Genomic DNA, 17135 nt, shown 5'->3' on the forward strand with positions numbered 1-17135 from the left:
ATGGCAACAGGCGGTGAAAAATATCTTGATAAACCTATTATTATTATTGGCAGCGGGCGCTCCGGCACCACCATTATGTCTGAAATTATTTTTCAGCATGAAGACCTCGCCTGGCATTCGAACTGGCAGGAGATAATTGTTTTTACGCCGTTGATAAATTTATTAAGGCCGCTCATGAATAATAAATTCTGGCGCTTTAAAAGGTTTTACAAATATGTTGGCGTAAGCAAGAATACAAGGCAGAAACACCAATCAAAAATCGATCTTGTTTTATTCAATCCAATTGAACGTTATAATTTCTGGGAGCACATTACAGGTAAACGTATAGATTTTTCACGTGGTTTTTTAATGAATGAAAAAGCCACGCCGGATGAAGTGAAACGCATTCGTTCTTTTTTAAATAAGCAGGTAAAATACCAGGGCAAAAAAAGATTGATCATGAAGTTTACCGGCCCTGCACGCCTGGAATATTTAACGAGTATTTTTCCTGATGCAGTTATTGTAAATGTTATTCGCGAACCCGTTGCCACCGTTCGCTCATGGCTTGAGGTAGGTTTCTGGCAACGCATGGGCATTGATAAATTATGGTGGCGCGGCGCTTACACGCAGGAAGAGATAACTTATGCAGAAACCATAAAAGATAAGCCTGCTTTAATAACGGCCCTTCAATATAAAAAACTGATGGAGGCCACACAGCAGGAAATTAATAAGCTGGGCTTAGATGTGTATGAATGCCGGTATGAAGATTTTGTAAAAGACCCCAAAACTTTCATACATAAAATGATGGATTTTATGCAATTGCCGCCATCAAAAAATGTGGATGCCTATCTTGAAAATATGATTGTTGATAACCGGAATGAGCGGCAATCTGCAAGTAAGAAAAGCGCAATGCCGGAAGAAACGAAACAGCAGATTTTAGCAATAACAGGTAATTATAGTTGAATAGCTGATATGTTGAGCTGTTGACACGTAAGCCAATAATCAACCAGTCAACTAATCAACCAGTCAACTAATCAACCAATCAACTAAAAAAGCATGGACAAGAAACTAAAAGTAGCCCACGTAATCCGCGTATTCAGCTATGGCGGCGCAGAAGTTTTGCTGCGTGAATGCTTTGCCCATCCGTATTTTAAAGAAAATGTAGAATCTGATTTATATATTCTCGATCACAAAAAGCTTGGCCTTGTTCCGGAAGTAAAACCCAACATTAATTCAATTCATTATTACAGGATTACAACGCCAAAGTTTCCGATAGCGTATGCAAAATTTTTGCGGCATATCATAAAAGACAAATACGATATTGTTCACATGCACCTGCCCGTTGCAGGATGGATGACCATTCCGGCGAAATTATTTAACCGAAAAACAAAATTTGTTTACAGTGAGCATAACCTTGTAAATTTTTACGCCAAATACAATTATTATTTAAGCGGCCTTACTTATGGTTTTTTCGATTGCCTGGTTGCTGTTTCTTATGAGGTGGGCGAAGTAATAAAAAAGGTGCATAAAGGTTGGTTTTATAAAACCAGGAAAGCCGTTACAATTCTCAACGGTATCAATACAGATAAGTTTACTAATGCACATCGCGATTATGATAATGCTAACAACAATTTCACGGTTGGGCTGGTGGCAAGGTTTCGCCCGCAAAAACGGGTTGACCGCTGGGCTGAAGTAGCCGCCGAAGTGCATAAGCTCAACCCAAACATAAAATTCCTGATGGTGGGTGATGGGCCTGATGATGACATGCTGCGTGAAAAAATAAAGGCCTTAAACATGGAAGGCAAAATTGAATTGCCCGGCATGTTAAGCGATACGGCAAGCGCCTTTAAGCGTATTGATATTTTTTTACTTACGAGTGATTTTGAAGGATTGCCGCTTGCTATTATGGAAGCCATGAGCACGGGCTGTGTACCGGTGGTAAGCAATGTCGGCGGCATTAAGCAATTGCCATTTGACGGCTTTGGATATAAGTTTGATGATTTTAACCCCGCAGAAATTGCCAGGGTTATTGCAGCTTATGCAGATGATCCGCAGAAATTTAAAACAGAAAGCCAGCGTGCAAGAAGTTTTGTCGAGCGCAATTATTCACTCACCAAACAGGTGCATGAAATAGTGGATTTATACAGGGAATTAAAGCAAACCAATTAATTTTTACGGGGAGAATAGAAGGAAACGCGAAAGTCTTATTATTTCAATAGCACATAATCGCCCTTCGCATCAATTGAAATTACCGGCAATTTTTTTTCCTTTTCAAAATAATCATATACTTCTTTCAGTTTATCAGCAAACTGCTCAAGATCAGGCTGGTCTTTCATTGTCTTTTCCAGGTAGGCCATGCTCTTGGGATTATCAAAACGAACAGGATAAATGTGCACAGGAATAAAATCCTGCCCGTTGCTTTTGGCGCTCATCGCCAAAATATACAATTCTTCAATCTGCGGGTCCTGGATGGGAATACAGCCAACTGTTATACAACTTCCATGAATATAAATATCGCCGCCGGGATTAAATTTATTGGCGGTACATATAATTTTATCGGAGGCATTAGGATAATTCAATCCCAGCGACATGTGGTAATTACTGTTGGGCTTAAATTCATTGATATAATAAAAGCCTTCAGGCACCTGGTAATCGCCCTGCATGCGCTTGGGGCCTAAAGTGCCGGCCAATGCGCACACAGAATAGGTTTTAAATAATTTAAACGGTTCATTCCTGCTGTTGCGCATCCAAACTTCTAACTGGCTGTCATATTTAAAAGAACGGATATACATTTGTTTCACAGGCCATTGCAACCCGGCAGCGGCTAACTGTTTCTTTAAGGTGTCTGCCTTGCGGTTCATTGCCCCGCTTACGCGGGGAAAATTAGACTGGTAATCCATGAACGACGGCTGTGCTGCTGCACACAAACCCATAAAAACCAAAGCAGCTAAAAGAAAAGATTTCATCCGTAAATTTTTGTTTTTTTATAGTGAGGTGAAACGGCTTAACATATATTATGCTGTGCAATAATTTAATATGTGCGTTTTATAGTTGCAAAATAATTTAAAAATGGCGGGATACGAAATTATCCGATTGTTAATGTTGAAGCAGCTATGTCACTTGTGAATGAAATAATGGAAAAACTCCGCTCAGCCATTCATCAATTAATCAGGCAGGCAATTAAAAAGAAAAGTACTTTGAGGTTCCAATCTTCTAACTAATTATCCCGGCAACTTAACCAGCTTTATTTATTCATTCAAATAATGATGTGGTATGAAAAAAATTTCATGGTTAGTTGTATGCAACCTGTTAGTGCTATGCTTTATAATCTCCTGCTCCCGGTCAGGCGGCCATAATCTTAATTACGAAGTAAGTGAATCGGGAACATATTTCATTATACGTGCAAAATATGATAAGCAGCAATCAGAAGAAGTTGACAGGTTTATGGACAAATATTTTGATGAACATAAAAACGTTTCATTTACAAACACTGTAATTAATGCAATCCTTACTCTTGACGATGGCACCAGTTTTTACATAAAAAAGCAGCCGGGATATATTTCTATCAAATTCAATAAAGAAAAAAATTCGCCGGCGGCCTACAAGCAAATGAAACTCCTGGGCGAACGGTTAAAAACAGCTATGCAATAAATTCTATCCGGTTTTCTCTCCCGCATATTTTAATTGAGCAGCATTTTACCTTAATATAAAACCGGTGTCGTTAACTTCTGAAAGATTGCAATTGAAAGTTGAATATTGAGCATTGCCTGTTGAGTGTTATGCAATTAATCCTGGAGGCCGTGGGTTACCTATCCTGCTTTTGCTTATTAACAGCAACAGGCTTTTGATTTTTAATTTCCCGGTTACATGCAGCTTATTTCAAAAACGGAGTTGCCGCGCATAAAACACCGCACTGCGGCGCTGGTATATTTTTTTCTTTCAGGATTTGGCTACTCCACATGGGCATCACGCATACCCGGTATCCAGCAGCAGCTACATATAAATGAAGCGCAGTTAGGAGCTGCCTTACTTGCTGCGCCCATTGGCGTATTGATAACCGTGCCGTTTACAAGTAATTTATTAAACCGCTACAGCAGCAAAAGCATTATGATCCTTGGGGCGCTTTTTTACAATGTAATGCTTGCCCTGCTGGCATTCACAACCCATTTATGGCAATTGTGCATCGTATTATTTTGCTTTGGCTCTTCACGCAACCTCCTCAATTTATCTATGAACGCCCAGGGCGTAGAAGTGCAGCGTTTATACGAACGGTCCATCATTACCAGCTTTCATGCGGTGTGGAGCATGGCCGGCTTTGCGGGTGCAGCCGTGGGTTATCTCTTTGTTGTATCCGGGTTACCGCTCAGCGTTCATTTTTTATCAGTTAGCATAATACTCATTCTTCTTTCTGTTATCTTCTACCCCAACACTTATTATATTTTGCAACAAACCAGCCAGCGTAAAAAGTTTTTTGTGTGGCCCGATAAAGCGCTGATTGTTTTTGCGCTCATTGCATTTGCTTCCATGGCTTGCGAGAATGTGATGTATGACTGGAGCGCCATCTATTTTAAAAAAGCCGTGCTTGCCCCAAAAGATACCGCTACCGCAGCCTTTGTTTTATACATGGTTTGCATGACAACGGGCAGGTTTTTAGGCGACAGGATTGTACCAAAATTTGGCACCCATACCATTCTAAAATATAGCGGCCTCTGCATTTTTTCGGGACTATTAACAGCCAGCCTCTTTCCATATATAATACCGGCGTCTATAGGCTTTGTACTTACCGGCTTTGGTGTATCGTGCATTATACCGCTTATTTTCGGGCTTGCCGGAAAATCTACTACTATGAGCAGCGGTACGGCCATCGCTTCTGTATCCACAGTTAGCTATTTTGGTTTTTTAGCCGTTCCTCCCGGCGTAGGTTTTATAGCACAGGCAATTGGTTTAAGATGGTCATTCGGCATCATCGCCCTTTTCGGCGCAGCCATTTTTTTGCTTGCCTCAACAATCAAGAAAGATGAAGGTTAATATACCATGCGCCTCATTTTAGAAATACCGGAAAAAAGATTATCCAAAGAAATACCCAAAATATATTTTAGACATCACTGGGCTGTTAAGCGCTTATTTTATTTTTAAAAACACAGTTTAGAAATTAAAAAATCACTTCCTGCGGAAGGCCTTCTCAGGCTTATTTAAAATAATAAGCAGTGCCGGAATATTATACGTATAGAAAAAAAATGCTGTTGAATGAAAGCCTGATATAAAGCAGCGGTGTATTAACTATGTACCTTATACACGACAGGTAATGAGTTAGTTATATAATTTTAAATTTTTTGCTGCCGTCTTATTTGGGTATAAAATTTGGTTTGATTTCTAAAATTTAAAATCTTATGCTATGAACGTAATAACAGCTACAAAATCCGGTTTGTCAATTATTGTTGACCAGCTCCAAAAACAAAAGGAGGAGCTCACCGCCATTTATAACAATGCTATTACCAATGGCGAAAAATTAACTGAGGTGAAAACAATTTATATCACTTTAAAGGATGTGGATAAACGTTTAAGCGAGTTATTACGTATTTGTTAACGTCATTGTTCTCCTGCGCATAAAAAGAATCCCATGCATCATGGGATTCTTTTTATTTATACAATTTCAGTTTAACACGCAGCAAATTAATTCTGCTTATAGTTTTGCAGCCCGTTGTAATAAAGCAACCATTATTAAATTTTCCTGTTCATGCAAAAACCTGTGCTGGTTATAAAACTTGGTTCTGCAACCATCAGTAAAGCTGATGGCTCTATTAATAAAATCATTATAAAAAAAATTGCAGATGAAATTGCTGTGCTGTCTGCCAACTGGCGCATAGTGCTGGTGTCAAGCGGCGCGGTAGGCAGCGGCAAATCGTCCATCCAAAATTATAAGGGCAGCATAACCGAACGTAAAGCGGCAGCGGCTGTGGGCAATCCCATACTTATACAATTGTACCATAAATATTTCCACAGGCATGGTATTTCCGTTGCGCAGGCTTTATGCGAGAGGCATCATTTTTCCAATCGCCTGCAGTTTCTCCAGCTTAAAGAAACATTCACTGCTTTCTGGAATAATAATATTCTCCCGGTGGTAAATGAAAATGATCTTGTAAGCAATATTGAATTAAAGTTTTCCGATAACGATGAGCTTGCCACATTAATTGCCGTTGGTTTTGACGCGGCAACGCTTATTGTGTGTACATCTGTCGGCGGTTTTTTGGATGGTGAAAAAAAGATTATCCCTGTTATTGAAAAAATAGATAAGAACATACAAGGCTATGTGCAAAACGATAAAAGCAGCCTTGGCCTGGGCGGCATGTTATCAAAGCTTACGTTTACCAGGCTCGCCACATCGCTTGGAATAAAAGTGATTATCTGCGGTTTAAAGAAGACGGACTTTTTTACGTCGGCGCTGCAGGGTTTAAATGGCACTACTTTTATTCCGCAGAAATCAAATTTTAAAGCCCGGCAAAAATGGCTTGCCAGCGGTTCAATCACCCTCGGCAATATTGCGCTCGACGCCGGCGCTGCAAAGGCGTTGGCTAACCGCAAGAGCCTGCTTACTGTTGGCATAAAACAGGTGGAAGGCAATTTTACTTCGGGCGAAGTAGTGCAGTTAATGAATGATGCACAGGAAATAATAGGCGTGGCCAAAGTAAAATTAGACGCAAAAGAAATGCGCTCACAAATAGCCCAGAAAAATACAGTAGCGGCACATGCAGATGATATTGTGATATTTTAAATCCATCCCATCCTTCTCAAAGGGAAGGAGAAGAAGCCATCTTCTTTTTATTATTCTTTTAATATTTTAGGGGCAAAAAAGTTCTCTCCTTTGGAGAGGATCCAGGAGAGGCTCAACATGCAATCAATACAACCATTCATAATAAAAACACATAAAGCCGCAGTTCATCTCCGTAATTGTACCGATGCGCAGATAAAAAAAACATTGAACATGCTGGCTGGCGCGCTGGAAGCAAATACAGCCGTTATTTTAAAAGCCAATAAAAAGGATGTGGCTAAACAGGATGTAAATGATCCGCGTGTTGACCGCTTAATGCTGAATGAACAACGCATTAAAAGCATTGCTAACAGCATAAGAAAAATAAGTAAGCTACCTAATCCTGCCAATAAAATACTTGACAAACGCACATTGCCTAATGGCCTCGAACTGGAAAAAATAAGTGTGCCGCTGGGTGTTGTGGGTGCAGTGTATGAATCAAGGCCGAATGTTACATTTGATATTGCCAGCTTATGTTTACGCAGCCAGAATGCCTGTTTATTAAAGGGCAGTAAAGAAGCCGAAGCAACCAACAAAGCATCTATAAAAATTATTAAAGATGTTTTAAAGGCTAACAAAATTGATGCGGATTGCATAACGCTTTTACCAAGCGAAAGAGAAGTGGTGCAGGAATTATTTACGGCGACAAAATATGTGGATGTAATTATTCCCCGTGGTTCCGACAGCCTGATACAGTTTGTGCGTAAAAACAGTTTGGTGCCGGTAATTGAAACCGGCGCTGGCGTTTGCCATGTGTACGTTGAAGAAAATGCAGACATAAATAGTGCAGTGAATATTGTGGTGAATGCCAAAACAACAAGACCTGCTGTTTGCAATTCATTAGACACAATTGTGGTGGATGAAAAAATAGCAAAACCATTTTTAGATAAGCTGCAGCCTTTATTTGAAAAATATCCTGTTGAAATTTTTGCTGATACAAAATCCTATACATTGCTGAAAGGTTATCAGCATCTTCAACATGCGAAACCCAGAGATTTCGATCGTGAATTTTTAAGCCTGAAGTGTGCTGTAAAAGTGGTAAAAAATATAGACGAAGCATTAACGCATATTGCCCAGCATTCCACCAAACATTCCGAAGCTATCGTATCAAAAAACAAAAAAAGCTGTGAACGTTTTTTGCGTGAAGTGGATGCTGCCGCTGTGTATGCCAACGCTTCTACAAGGTTTACTGACGGTGAAGAATTTGGTCTTGGTGCAGAAATAGGTATATCAACGCAAAAGCTGCATGCCCGCGGGCCATTTGCGCTGGAAAAATTAGTAAGTGAAAAATGGGTGGTGCGAGGTAACGGGCAAGTGCGGTAACTGCTTTCTTTAATATTCAACAATCCCCGCCTGGCCGAATTAGCCGGGCAGGAATATCCAATGTTCAATGTTCAATAATCAATACTCATTTTGCTAATGTTTACAATTGAACATTGGGTATTGCGCCCGTTGAATATTGATTATTCTTTTAAAACACACTCTTTATCTTACTTCCAAATCTTTCAACTTTTCATCATCAAATTCATAGGTTACGGGAACGCATGTTGCGAGTTCTCTTACCACAATTTGTTCTGGCGCCAGGCTTTCAATAAACATGATAAGGCTGCGCAAACTATTGCCGTGCGCAACCACTAAAACATTTTTTCCTTTAAGCAGTTCAGGTAAAATGGCCTTCTTAAAATAAGGTACAACACGTTCATAAGTATCTTTCAGGCTTTCGCCTCCAGGAGGCGCAACATCAAATGAGCGGCGCCAGATGTGCACCTGTTCCGCTCCATATTTAATGGCCGTTTCCGCTTTATCTAATCCTTCCAGTTCACCATAGCTTCTTTCATTTAAGGCCGCATTTTTTATTACCGGTATATTTTGAAGCCCGCAACTATCCAGGATAATCTGCAAGGTATGCTGTGCCCTTTTTAGCGCAGATGTAAATGCTATATCAATCTTTCCGTTCTTTAATTGTTTGGCTGCGCCTTCTGCTTCATGGCAACCGGTTTCGGTTAATTCAACATCCTGCCAGCCGGTAAAACGATTCTCCAGGTTATATAAAGACTGGCCATGCCGCAGCAATATTAATCTCACATTCATGCAAAAAGAATTCTATGCAAATTAAGAAAGGGCAGTTTGAAAAGATATAGATAAAATTTACAGTATGAACAGTTAATTCCTGAATTCCTGGGAAACCATAATACCGTAACGGCCGCCGTCAAGAATGCCGATACCGATTCTGCCGAAGCCCGGTCTTAATATATTTTCTCGATGCCCTTCGGAATTCATCAATCCTTCATGTGCAAGGGAAAGTGTTTGCGCAAGCGCAAGGTTTTCGCCGGCCAGTGTAAAATGAACATTGGCTTCACGCATGCGGTCAAAAGGGTTAGCGCCTTCGGGTGTAAGATGCGCAAAATAGCCACGCTTAAACATATCTGCCGAATGCGCCAGCGCCACTTTTCGCAGTGCGCTATCCGCAGCCAGTGAAGGCAGCCCTGCCTTGCGTCTTTCTTTATTTACCATCTCCAGCATTTTTGCCTCAAGGTCGGAACGTTCAATAAAATCAGAAGTTTTAAACGGCAGCTTTACAATTTCATTGCTTTCCGGCTCCACCGTTAATTTATTCATGCTCCGGTTTACGGCCTTATCAAATACGGGGGATAATTTTTCATTCAGCCATTCTGCAGGCATCACGAAATTATCAGCCACAATACTGCTGCGTGCCGCATCGGCCACATCTTTGGAAATGGAGAGGGAAAACAGTAATGCGGAAAGTATAGACGCCAGTATCAGCCCATTGATAAAACCGGGAATCATACCTGCTGCATGATTAATTGCACTGCGGTGCACGCGCACAGAGGCTGCGCTTAAAATAGCATCAATAATAAATGATAATAATAACCTGGTTGCGGTTATAGCAATTATGAGCGATAATGGTGCGCTCCATACGCCAGGCGATGGCACATATCTTTCAATAATTTTTGCGAGGAAAGGATAAAATACAAACCCGAAACAAACACTGGCTATCCAGCCGAATAGTCCAAGGCTGCCGGCTAAAAAGCCACGGTTCCAGCCCGCCCATATTGCCAGCAGCACAACTGCGATCAATAATGCATCTACCCAATTCATCGGGGCGTGCATAAGCAAAAACTATGCTACCTGTATAAAAAGATTTGTTATGGAGTTTATTGATCAAAATTGTTGTTACCTGGCACAGGGCCCATTTTAAGCATAGCCATCAACTGGTTCATTGTTTTTTGCATGCCTTCTGTGCTGCCATCGAGAAATATTACGTTGCCTTTACCATATTCGGCAAAGTTTTTAATGGCTTCCGTCCACATGCTGAACAAAATAACATTAGTGTCAAGATTGGCCTGTTTCATTTGTTCGGCAGCCTGGCTCATACCACGCGCCACTTCTTCACGAAACAGTGCAACGCCCTGGCCACGCAAACGGGCGGCTTCACGCTCTGCTTCTGCTGCAATTTTTATGGCATTGCCTTCTGCTTCTGCGCCTTTTGTTTTAGTGATGAGTAAAGCCTGGCCTTCGTTTTCCGCAGCCGCTTTCAGGTTATTGCTGGCAACCACCTTGCTCATGCTTTCCATAATAGCTTTATCGAAAGTGATGTCGTTTATCTGCAGGTCAAGCAAATGATAGCCCCAGTCTTCCAGCACATGGTCCACTTCAAACTTTACAGATTCCACCAGGTCTTTTCTTAAACCGAGGATTTCACTTTGCCTTTTTGTGGCCACATAAGAACGGATATTCCCTTCAATGGTGCGCACCAACGCCTGCATTAAATCTTTATCGCTGATAAATTTAAACGCTACTTTTTTTATGGTTTCTTCTTCTGCATTCATTACCGCATACAGCAGCATGCTTTTAAAATAAACATTTGCCTGGTCCTGCGTTACCGCCTGGAATTCCAGCTCCACAGAACGGTTTTGAATACTGATGCGGCGGTATATCTGTTCGAGTATTGGTATTTTAAAATTAAGGCCGGGCCTTAGTATGCGCTGGTATTTTCCAAACATGGTTATTACTGCAATTGTAGCCTGATTAACAGTAACAAGCCCGCTGAAAACAATGAACAGCAAAACAAGCAGCCACCAGTAGTTAAGTATTTCCATAAGTAATTATTTTTTGGGAAAGATAATAAGATATATAACAGCATTGTTTCCTATTTATAAATGCACTTCTTCAATGTACAGCAGCAATTCCGCTGTTCATTATAGTATTTGTTTTAAAGCTGCTGCATACTTTATTTACGTACATTAAATGACGTATTTACGCTATTGACCTCCGCATGACAGCATAATATTTTTACTGAAATTATTCTATCACACATTTAAAAAGAATCTATGAAAGAATCAGACATCATTGCGGAGATGACAACCACATACAAAAACGACCCGGCCAATAATTAAATAAAAAGCACTGATAAAATTTATACATGAAAAAGATTTTTCTTTTTATGATGCTTGCATATTGTGTGCAGCATACATCGGCCCAAAGCTGGAATACCACTGGCAATAGTGGTTTAACTACCAATAACTTTTTGGGAACAAAAGATAATAAAGACCTGATTTTTAAAGTAAAAAATACCGAACGGGGAAGACTACTGAAAACCGGAATATGGCGTTTAGGAAATGGTACCAATTATGTGAGAATTGACACTGCGGGAGTTCTCACATTTAGCAGCAATGCTTTTTACCAGGTAGGAAGTAATAAGTATGTATTTCGTTGTGCCCTCAATCCCAGGTATGGTTTATTTTTCAATTCTTCAGCGCCACAGTATGAATTCAGAGACAGTAATGCAAAACCTGTTTTTTATGTGAATGCCAACACCGGCAACGCAATATTCAAAGGCACTTTAAAAATCGGCACTTATACTTTGCCATCAACAGACGGAACAAATGGACAAGTATTAACCACCAACGGTGCAGGCGCCGTTAAATGGTTAAGCGTAAACAGCAATGCTGCTAATAAAAACCTGTCTAACCTGGCCGCCATCACAAAAGTTAATGTAAGCTTATTGCCCAAAACAGACAATAGCGCAGACCTCGGTTCTTCAACAGCCGGCTGGAAAAACATCTACATTAGCGGAAAGGTTTATGCCGGGGGTGTTGCACTTATAAGCGCGGACAATAATAATGGAAGCGTAAGCCTTGGTCAAGATGCCCTCAGCTCCAACACAGGCGGAAGCAATACTGCCATAGGATACCAGGCACTTTATGCAAATACAACGGGCGGATCGAATACCGCAACAGGGTTACAAGCATTATATTCAAATAGTACCGGCGTTTATAATGCCGCTTTTGGCGGACAATGCATGTTTGACAATACCACCGGCAGTCAAAACCTTGCAATAGGCATCCAGGCACTTGCTTTAAACACTACCGGTTCTAATAATGCAGCAACGGGTATAGTAACCCTTTACTCAAACACAACAGGAAGTCAGAATACTGCCAATGGCGCTTTTGCACTTTATACCAATAAAAGTGGAAACAATAACACCGCATTGGGCATAGGTGCAGATGTAACAGATACCAGCCTGCAAAATACTACTGCAATAGGCGCTTTTGCGTTAGCCGATGCCAGCAATAAAGTTAGAATTGGCAATACAAGCGTTTCCAGCATTGGCGGGCAGGTAGGCTGGACAACCTTTAGCGATGGCCGTTATAAAAAGAATATAAAAGAAGATGTGAAAGGCCTTGCATTTATTAATGCTTTGCGCCCGGTAACCTATACTTTAGATATGCGTTCCATAAACAATTATTATAACAAGAACAGGCAAAAAATAAATGATACAGCACGTATCCACCTAAAACAAATAACAGCTGATGATGAAACAGCAGGAAGCAAGATTATACATACAGGGCTTATTGCACAGGAAGTGGAAACCGCTGCAAAAAAATTAAATTATGATTTTGATGGCGTTGACAAGCCACAAACAGACAATGGCGTATATGGTTTGCGGTACAGTGAATTTGTTGTTCCGCTTATTAAAGCGGTGCAGGAATTAAGCAAATCAAACAATGATAAAGATGCGGAGATTGACAGCCTGAAAGCACAAATGAACGAGCTGAAAAATCTTGTATCGCAAATACAGCAACAGTGCAGTCAAAGCAGTGCCGGAATTGAAAACTCAATCAAGAATGATTATGTAACACTATCGAATGCAGCATCGTTGTATCAAAATGTTCCCAACCCATTTACTAATTCAACTTCCATCAATTATTATTTACCTCAGCAGTTTTCATCAGCAAAAATTATTGTTACGGACAGGAGCGGCAGGGCTTTGAAAGAATTGAATTTAACAACCAACGGGAAAGGTGTTGTGCATATTGATGCCGGCACACTTGCATCAGGAGCCTATAATTATACTTTGTATGTTGATGGGAAATTTATTGCATCGAAGCGAATGCTGCTGGCTAAATAAAAGCTCACTTTATTCAATAAAAGCAATGTACAAAAGCATTGCTTTTTTTATTGCTGCTAAGGCCTTATAATTTTTTGATTGATAGCGCTGGCAACAGCTTCTGTAGCATTGTGCACATGCAGTTTTTCATATATTTTCCTGAGATGATTGTTTACAGTGAACCTTGAAATATTCAATTCCGATGCAATCATTTTCTGGCTGTATCCTTTTACAAGAAATGATAATATTTCAATTTCCCTTTCCGACAAATCAAATTTATCACCTTTACTCTCGGGCTGCCTGCGAAACATGGCAAGCACTTGTTTGGCTACGCTGGCAGTCATTGGTGCACCGCCATCAATAACTTCACGTATGCCTTCAATTAATTTTTCAGGCGGTGTTTTCTTTAAAATATACCCATTGGCGCCTGCCAGTATGCTGTTAAATATTTTACCGTCATCATCAAATACGGTTTGCATAATAATTAGTATCTGGGGAAATTTTGCCCGTATTATTTTCACGGCTTCAATCCCGTTCAGGCCCGGCATATCAATATCCATTAGCACAACGTCAGGATGCGTTTTCAGCAGGTCCTGCTCAAGATGGAGGCAGTTTTCATAATCGCCAATACAAACCATGTCTTCCTCATTATTGATCAGCAGTTTCAGCCCTTCCCGGCGGTTTTTATGATCATCATAAACAATAATTGTAATCATACATTCAAATGTAAAGCCATGTACAGGCTATGTAAATAGCTTAAAATAGTTATAATATTACGGGTTTAAGAAATTATTCTGGCAAGCGCCTGGTTGTTATTAAATGCTTTTAATATCCAGTAAACAACACTATCCGTGATTATTTTTTCTGAAAAGCAAGCTGCAAGCCGGTGCCTTTATTTAATTCAGAAATTATCTGCAGTTCCGCTCTCATTTCTTCTGCCCTTTTCTTCATGTTTGAAAGCCCGTTGCCGCTGTTAACCGCTGTGGTATCAAAGCCTTTTCCATCATCTTTAATATGCAGTATTATTTTATTGTGGTACAATGAAAGATCTATCCAAACATTTTTTCCGCAGGCATATTTGGCCACATTGTTCAAGGCCTCTTTGTAAATAAGATAAAAATCCCGCCGGCTTTGCATATCAAGCTTTACATGATTAAGCTTATCATCAAAATAAAAATGAACGGTATAATCTTTGGCTTCCAGCAATTGCACTGCATGTTCGCGCATGCGGTAAAAAACATTCTCCAGTTCATCATTTTTGGTATTGATGCTCCATACAATGTCATTCATTGAATCCATTACGCGGCTTGCATCTTCATTTATTTTTCTCAACAAAAAGCCGGGGTTTTCTTCTTTGGCATTCCATTTTGCCTGCACCAGTTTTGAAAAAATAGAAATGCTGCTTAACGATGAACCAATCTCGTCATGCAAATCCCTTGCTATGTTATTTCTTACACGTTCAATGCGCAGCAACTGTTGCAGGCGGTAACGGTAAAATGCATAAATAATAGCTGATACGCAAACAGCTATCAGTAACTTAAACCACCATGTTTGCCACCACATGGGCAACACCTGCAGGTTCAGTAATGTATTATCGCTCCAGTTTATATTGTCATTGCTCGCCTGAACTTCCAGTTCATAATCACCGGGGTCGAGATTGGTATAAGTTGCAGTATTGGATAAGCCTGCATTATTCCATCCTTTATCAAATCCATCAAGTTTGTAACGATAATAAACTGCGCCTGTTTTTTTATAATCCAGCCCTGCAAACTCAAAGCTTATAACATTCTGAGTAGATTGCAAAGCAAGCTGTTTCAGATAGCTCACATCCACATCCATTAAAGATTTGGAATTATTTACAGAAAGGTTTTTATCAAGCAGTTTTATATTGGTAAGCTGCACGGGCGGGGGCGCTATTGCATGTATTTCCGCAGATTTAAAATAATTTATACCGTTTAAACCGCCAAAGAGCATAACGCCGTTGCTGAGTTTTAAATAAGCATAACGGTTAAATTCATTGCCCTGCAAGCCATCTGTTGCATCAAAATTTTTGATAGCGCCTGTTTTTACATTCAGCCTGAACAAACCTTTATTTGTGCTGCCCCATATATTTTCCTCATCATCATTCAGCAGGCCATAAATAACATTGTTAGGCAAACCGTTTTTTGTGCTGAATGAAGTGCACCTGCCCGTTGTTTTATTTAACCGGCTTACGCCATTGCCGCGTGTGCCCACCCAAAGAAATTGTGAAGGGTTTACCGGGTCATCGCAAAAGCAACTGATATTACTGCCGGCCACGCTGGCAACATCTCCGGGAATATGATGGAAAAAGTTTGTTTTATTATTGGCTGGGTTATAACTGTAAAAGTCCTGGCTGGCAGTTATCCATAATGTGCCGTTAATGTCTTCATACATTACACGGAAACTCCTGTCTAAATCTCTAAACACAGGCAAAGAAGGATATACGGCAAGTGTATCGGCATTAATGTTATACGACATCATTTTGCCATAGCACTGAAACCACAGATTGCCATGCCTGTCTATAAAAAGAAAATTATTTTTATGTACTTCTTTTACAGTTGGCGGCAAAGCCATCTTCTTCTTTAGTTTCTCTTTTACAGGTATTGTACGAAGTCTTTTGCCAACTGCATTGTACATCTGCAGCTGATCATCCTGCAAAAACCAGTAATTATATTTATCGTCAACTACATACTTCATAGCAGGGTCCGGTAAATCTTTTCTTTTAGCAGAAAGATTTACCGAATCCATTTCAACAGTATTATCATTATTGAATGTTATTTTAAACATGCCTTCTATAAGCGCTGTTTCTTTATTATACTGCTGGATGTTATATATGTATTTTCCGGGGAGGATATGATGAAAAATATTAAGGTCGTTTGTAAATTTTAAGATGCCCAACCCTGCTGTTCCAATCCACAGGTTGTTATTTTTATCTTCAAAACTGCAATAAGCGGTCTTCAGCAAATTATCTATGTCATTGGATTTGGAAATAACGCGGGTAATGGTTTTCGTTTTTAAATCCAACATAAAAACTTCTTTAGCCGACTGCATCCATAACTTTTGCCTGCTATCAGTGAATATATGCATAATGGCGGGCGGGGCATCAATAATAACCGGGGCTGAAAAACTACTATCGCCAAATTCAAATAATTGCGCCTGCATGTATGCATAAAACCTGTGTGTTACTTTGTCTTCAGCAATTGCGGGTTCATGTGTATCCGGGTGTGGGAACGAGTAAAGTTTTCTTATATTCAGCTTATTGCTTTGGCTGCTGCCGTTAAGTTTAAAAATAGCGTCAGCCGTACTTAGATAAAGATTGGCATAAGTATCGGAAAAAATGTGATAATGAAAAAAACCTTGTCTGTATATAAGTGCTTCCGGAAAAATAAAAACAGCGGTATCAATAGAAATTTTTTTATCCTCGCCACCCTTTATTTCCACTTTACCTAAAATCATCTTATCATAACTAAGAAGTATAAGATTGCCATATTTATCTTCCGCAATATCATCAATTGCCATTCCGGGAAAAAAATGATAAAATTTCTGGTAGCGTATATCAAAATAATTCAAGCCATTATCGTTCGTTGCTATCCAAACATTTTTATTGGCATCAACAAAAAATTTAGTTACAAGATTAGATGAAACAGAAAAGTTGTCGGTATAGTCATGCCGGTAAATTTTAAAATGATACCCGTCATAACGGTTAAGGCCATCGGGCGTGCAAAACCACATAAACCCTTTTTCGTCCTGGGCTATATTATAAATAAAGCCCTGGCTTAAACCTTCATTAATGGTGAATTTTTCAAAATTTAAAAGCCGGGTTGACTGGCCGTGGGAATTTACAAATGGGAACAGGCATAGAAACAGTAAAGCATATTGTTTTATAGCAAAGCCCATAAATAAAAACTTTAAGCG

Annotated in this window: 14 protein-coding genes; 8 read left to right on the forward strand and 6 right to left on the reverse strand. The window is 39.9% G+C overall.

What is annotated here, in order from left to right:
* Nucleotides 1-942, forward strand: coding sequence for a sulfotransferase (locus tag BM015_RS03195; RefSeq protein ID WP_177191793.1), 942 nt, complete (start codon nt 1-3; stop codon nt 940-942).
* A gap of 93 nt (nt 943-1035) precedes the next feature.
* Complete coding sequence (locus BM015_RS03200; RefSeq protein ID WP_090654397.1) at nt 1036-2148, forward strand: glycosyltransferase; 1113 nt, start codon at nt 1036-1038, stop codon at nt 2146-2148.
* Nucleotides 2149-2186: 38 nt separating this feature from the next.
* Here the strand turns inward: BM015_RS03200 and BM015_RS03205 are convergent, their stop codons facing one another.
* A complete protein-coding gene (locus BM015_RS03205; protein ID WP_090654399.1) occupies nt 2187-2945 on the reverse strand; it encodes a L,D-transpeptidase family protein in 759 nt (252 codons plus the stop codon).
* 307 nt (nt 2946-3252) lie between these two features.
* Here BM015_RS03205 and BM015_RS03210 point away from each other — a divergent pair, with 307 nt between their 5' ends.
* From BM015_RS03210 to BM015_RS03230, 5 genes are all read left to right on the forward strand, one after another.
* Nucleotides 3253-3630, forward strand: a complete 378-nt coding sequence (locus tag BM015_RS03210; protein WP_090654400.1) for a hypothetical protein — start codon at nt 3253-3255, stop codon at nt 3628-3630.
* Nucleotides 3631-3846: 216 nt separating this feature from the next.
* Nucleotides 3847-5007, forward strand: a complete 1161-nt coding sequence (locus BM015_RS03215; protein WP_090654402.1) for an MFS transporter — start codon at nt 3847-3849, stop codon at nt 5005-5007.
* Nucleotides 5008-5374: 367 nt separating this feature from the next.
* Nucleotides 5375-5566, forward strand: coding sequence for a hypothetical protein (locus BM015_RS03220; protein ID WP_090654404.1), 192 nt, complete (start codon nt 5375-5377; stop codon nt 5564-5566).
* Between the two features lie 150 nt (nt 5567-5716).
* Nucleotides 5717-6751, forward strand: coding sequence for a glutamate 5-kinase (gene proB / locus BM015_RS03225; RefSeq protein WP_090654405.1), 1035 nt, complete (start codon nt 5717-5719; stop codon nt 6749-6751).
* 117 nt (nt 6752-6868) lie between these two features.
* Nucleotides 6869-8110: a glutamate-5-semialdehyde dehydrogenase gene (locus BM015_RS03230; protein ID WP_090654407.1), complete on the forward strand. Its 1242-nt coding sequence runs from the start codon at nt 6869-6871 to the stop codon at nt 8108-8110.
* A 162-nt stretch (nt 8111-8272) separates the two neighbouring features.
* On the opposite strand, the gene BM015_RS03235 is transcribed toward BM015_RS03230, so the two are convergent.
* The 3 genes from BM015_RS03235 to BM015_RS03245 form a co-directional block, all read right to left on the reverse strand.
* Nucleotides 8273-8878, reverse strand: coding sequence for a 2,3-bisphosphoglycerate-dependent phosphoglycerate mutase (locus BM015_RS03235; RefSeq protein ID WP_090654409.1), 606 nt, complete (start codon nt 8876-8878; stop codon nt 8273-8275).
* A 72-nt stretch (nt 8879-8950) separates the two neighbouring features.
* Nucleotides 8951-9907, reverse strand: a complete 957-nt coding sequence (locus BM015_RS03240; RefSeq protein ID WP_090654410.1) for a CvpA family protein — start codon at nt 9905-9907, stop codon at nt 8951-8953.
* A 56-nt stretch (nt 9908-9963) separates the two neighbouring features.
* Nucleotides 9964-10908 (reverse strand): SPFH domain-containing protein, encoded by a 945-nt coding sequence (locus BM015_RS03245; protein ID WP_090654412.1) that lies wholly within the window; start codon nt 10906-10908, stop codon nt 9964-9966.
* A gap of 323 nt (nt 10909-11231) precedes the next feature.
* Here BM015_RS03245 and BM015_RS03250 point away from each other — a divergent pair, with 323 nt between their 5' ends.
* On the forward strand, nt 11232-13220 hold the full coding sequence (locus tag BM015_RS03250; protein WP_090654414.1) for a tail fiber domain-containing protein: 1989 nt from the start codon (nt 11232-11234) through the stop codon (nt 13218-13220).
* Nucleotides 13221-13276: 56 nt separating this feature from the next.
* On the opposite strand, the gene BM015_RS03255 is transcribed toward BM015_RS03250, so the two are convergent.
* Both BM015_RS03255 and BM015_RS03260 read right to left on the reverse strand, forming a co-directional pair.
* Nucleotides 13277-13915, reverse strand: coding sequence for a response regulator (locus BM015_RS03255; RefSeq protein ID WP_090654416.1), 639 nt, complete (start codon nt 13913-13915; stop codon nt 13277-13279).
* Nucleotides 13916-14054: 139 nt separating this feature from the next.
* Nucleotides 14055-17117, reverse strand: coding sequence for a ligand-binding sensor domain-containing protein (locus BM015_RS03260; protein ID WP_090654418.1), 3063 nt, complete (start codon nt 17115-17117; stop codon nt 14055-14057).
* Nucleotides 17118-17135 lie beyond the last annotated feature (18 nt).

Origin of the sequence: Parafilimonas terrae (assembly GCF_900115755.1) — a bacterium.
Lineage (GTDB): Bacteria > Bacteroidota > Bacteroidia > Chitinophagales > Chitinophagaceae > Parafilimonas > Parafilimonas terrae.

Coding starts and splice junctions, on each gene's coding strand:
- proB (WP_090654405.1), top strand. CDS start 5,717: ATGCAAAAACCTGTGCTGGTTATAAAACTTGGTTCTGCAACCATCAGT.
- BM015_RS03255 (WP_090654416.1), bottom strand. CDS start 13,915: ATGATTACAATTATTGTTTATGATGATCATAAAAACCGCCGGGAAGGG.
- BM015_RS03215 (WP_090654402.1), top strand. CDS start 3,847: ATGCAGCTTATTTCAAAAACGGAGTTGCCGCGCATAAAACACCGCACT.
- BM015_RS03220 (WP_090654404.1), top strand. CDS start 5,375: ATGAACGTAATAACAGCTACAAAATCCGGTTTGTCAATTATTGTTGAC.
- BM015_RS03235 (WP_090654409.1), bottom strand. CDS start 8,878: ATGAATGTGAGATTAATATTGCTGCGGCATGGCCAGTCTTTATATAAC.
- BM015_RS03250 (WP_090654414.1), top strand. CDS start 11,232: ATGAAAAAGATTTTTCTTTTTATGATGCTTGCATATTGTGTGCAGCAT.
- BM015_RS03260 (WP_090654418.1), bottom strand. CDS start 17,117: ATGGGCTTTGCTATAAAACAATATGCTTTACTGTTTCTATGCCTGTTC.
- BM015_RS03240 (WP_090654410.1), bottom strand. CDS start 9,907: ATGAATTGGGTAGATGCATTATTGATCGCAGTTGTGCTGCTGGCAATA.
- BM015_RS03210 (WP_090654400.1), top strand. CDS start 3,253: ATGAAAAAAATTTCATGGTTAGTTGTATGCAACCTGTTAGTGCTATGC.
- BM015_RS03245 (WP_090654412.1), bottom strand. CDS start 10,908: ATGGAAATACTTAACTACTGGTGGCTGCTTGTTTTGCTGTTCATTGTT.
- BM015_RS03230 (WP_090654407.1), top strand. CDS start 6,869: ATGCAATCAATACAACCATTCATAATAAAAACACATAAAGCCGCAGTT.
- BM015_RS03200 (WP_090654397.1), top strand. CDS start 1,036: ATGGACAAGAAACTAAAAGTAGCCCACGTAATCCGCGTATTCAGCTAT.
- BM015_RS03205 (WP_090654399.1), bottom strand. CDS start 2,945: ATGAAATCTTTTCTTTTAGCTGCTTTGGTTTTTATGGGTTTGTGTGCA.
- BM015_RS03195 (WP_177191793.1), top strand. CDS start 1: ATGGCAACAGGCGGTGAAAAATATCTTGATAAACCTATTATTATTATT.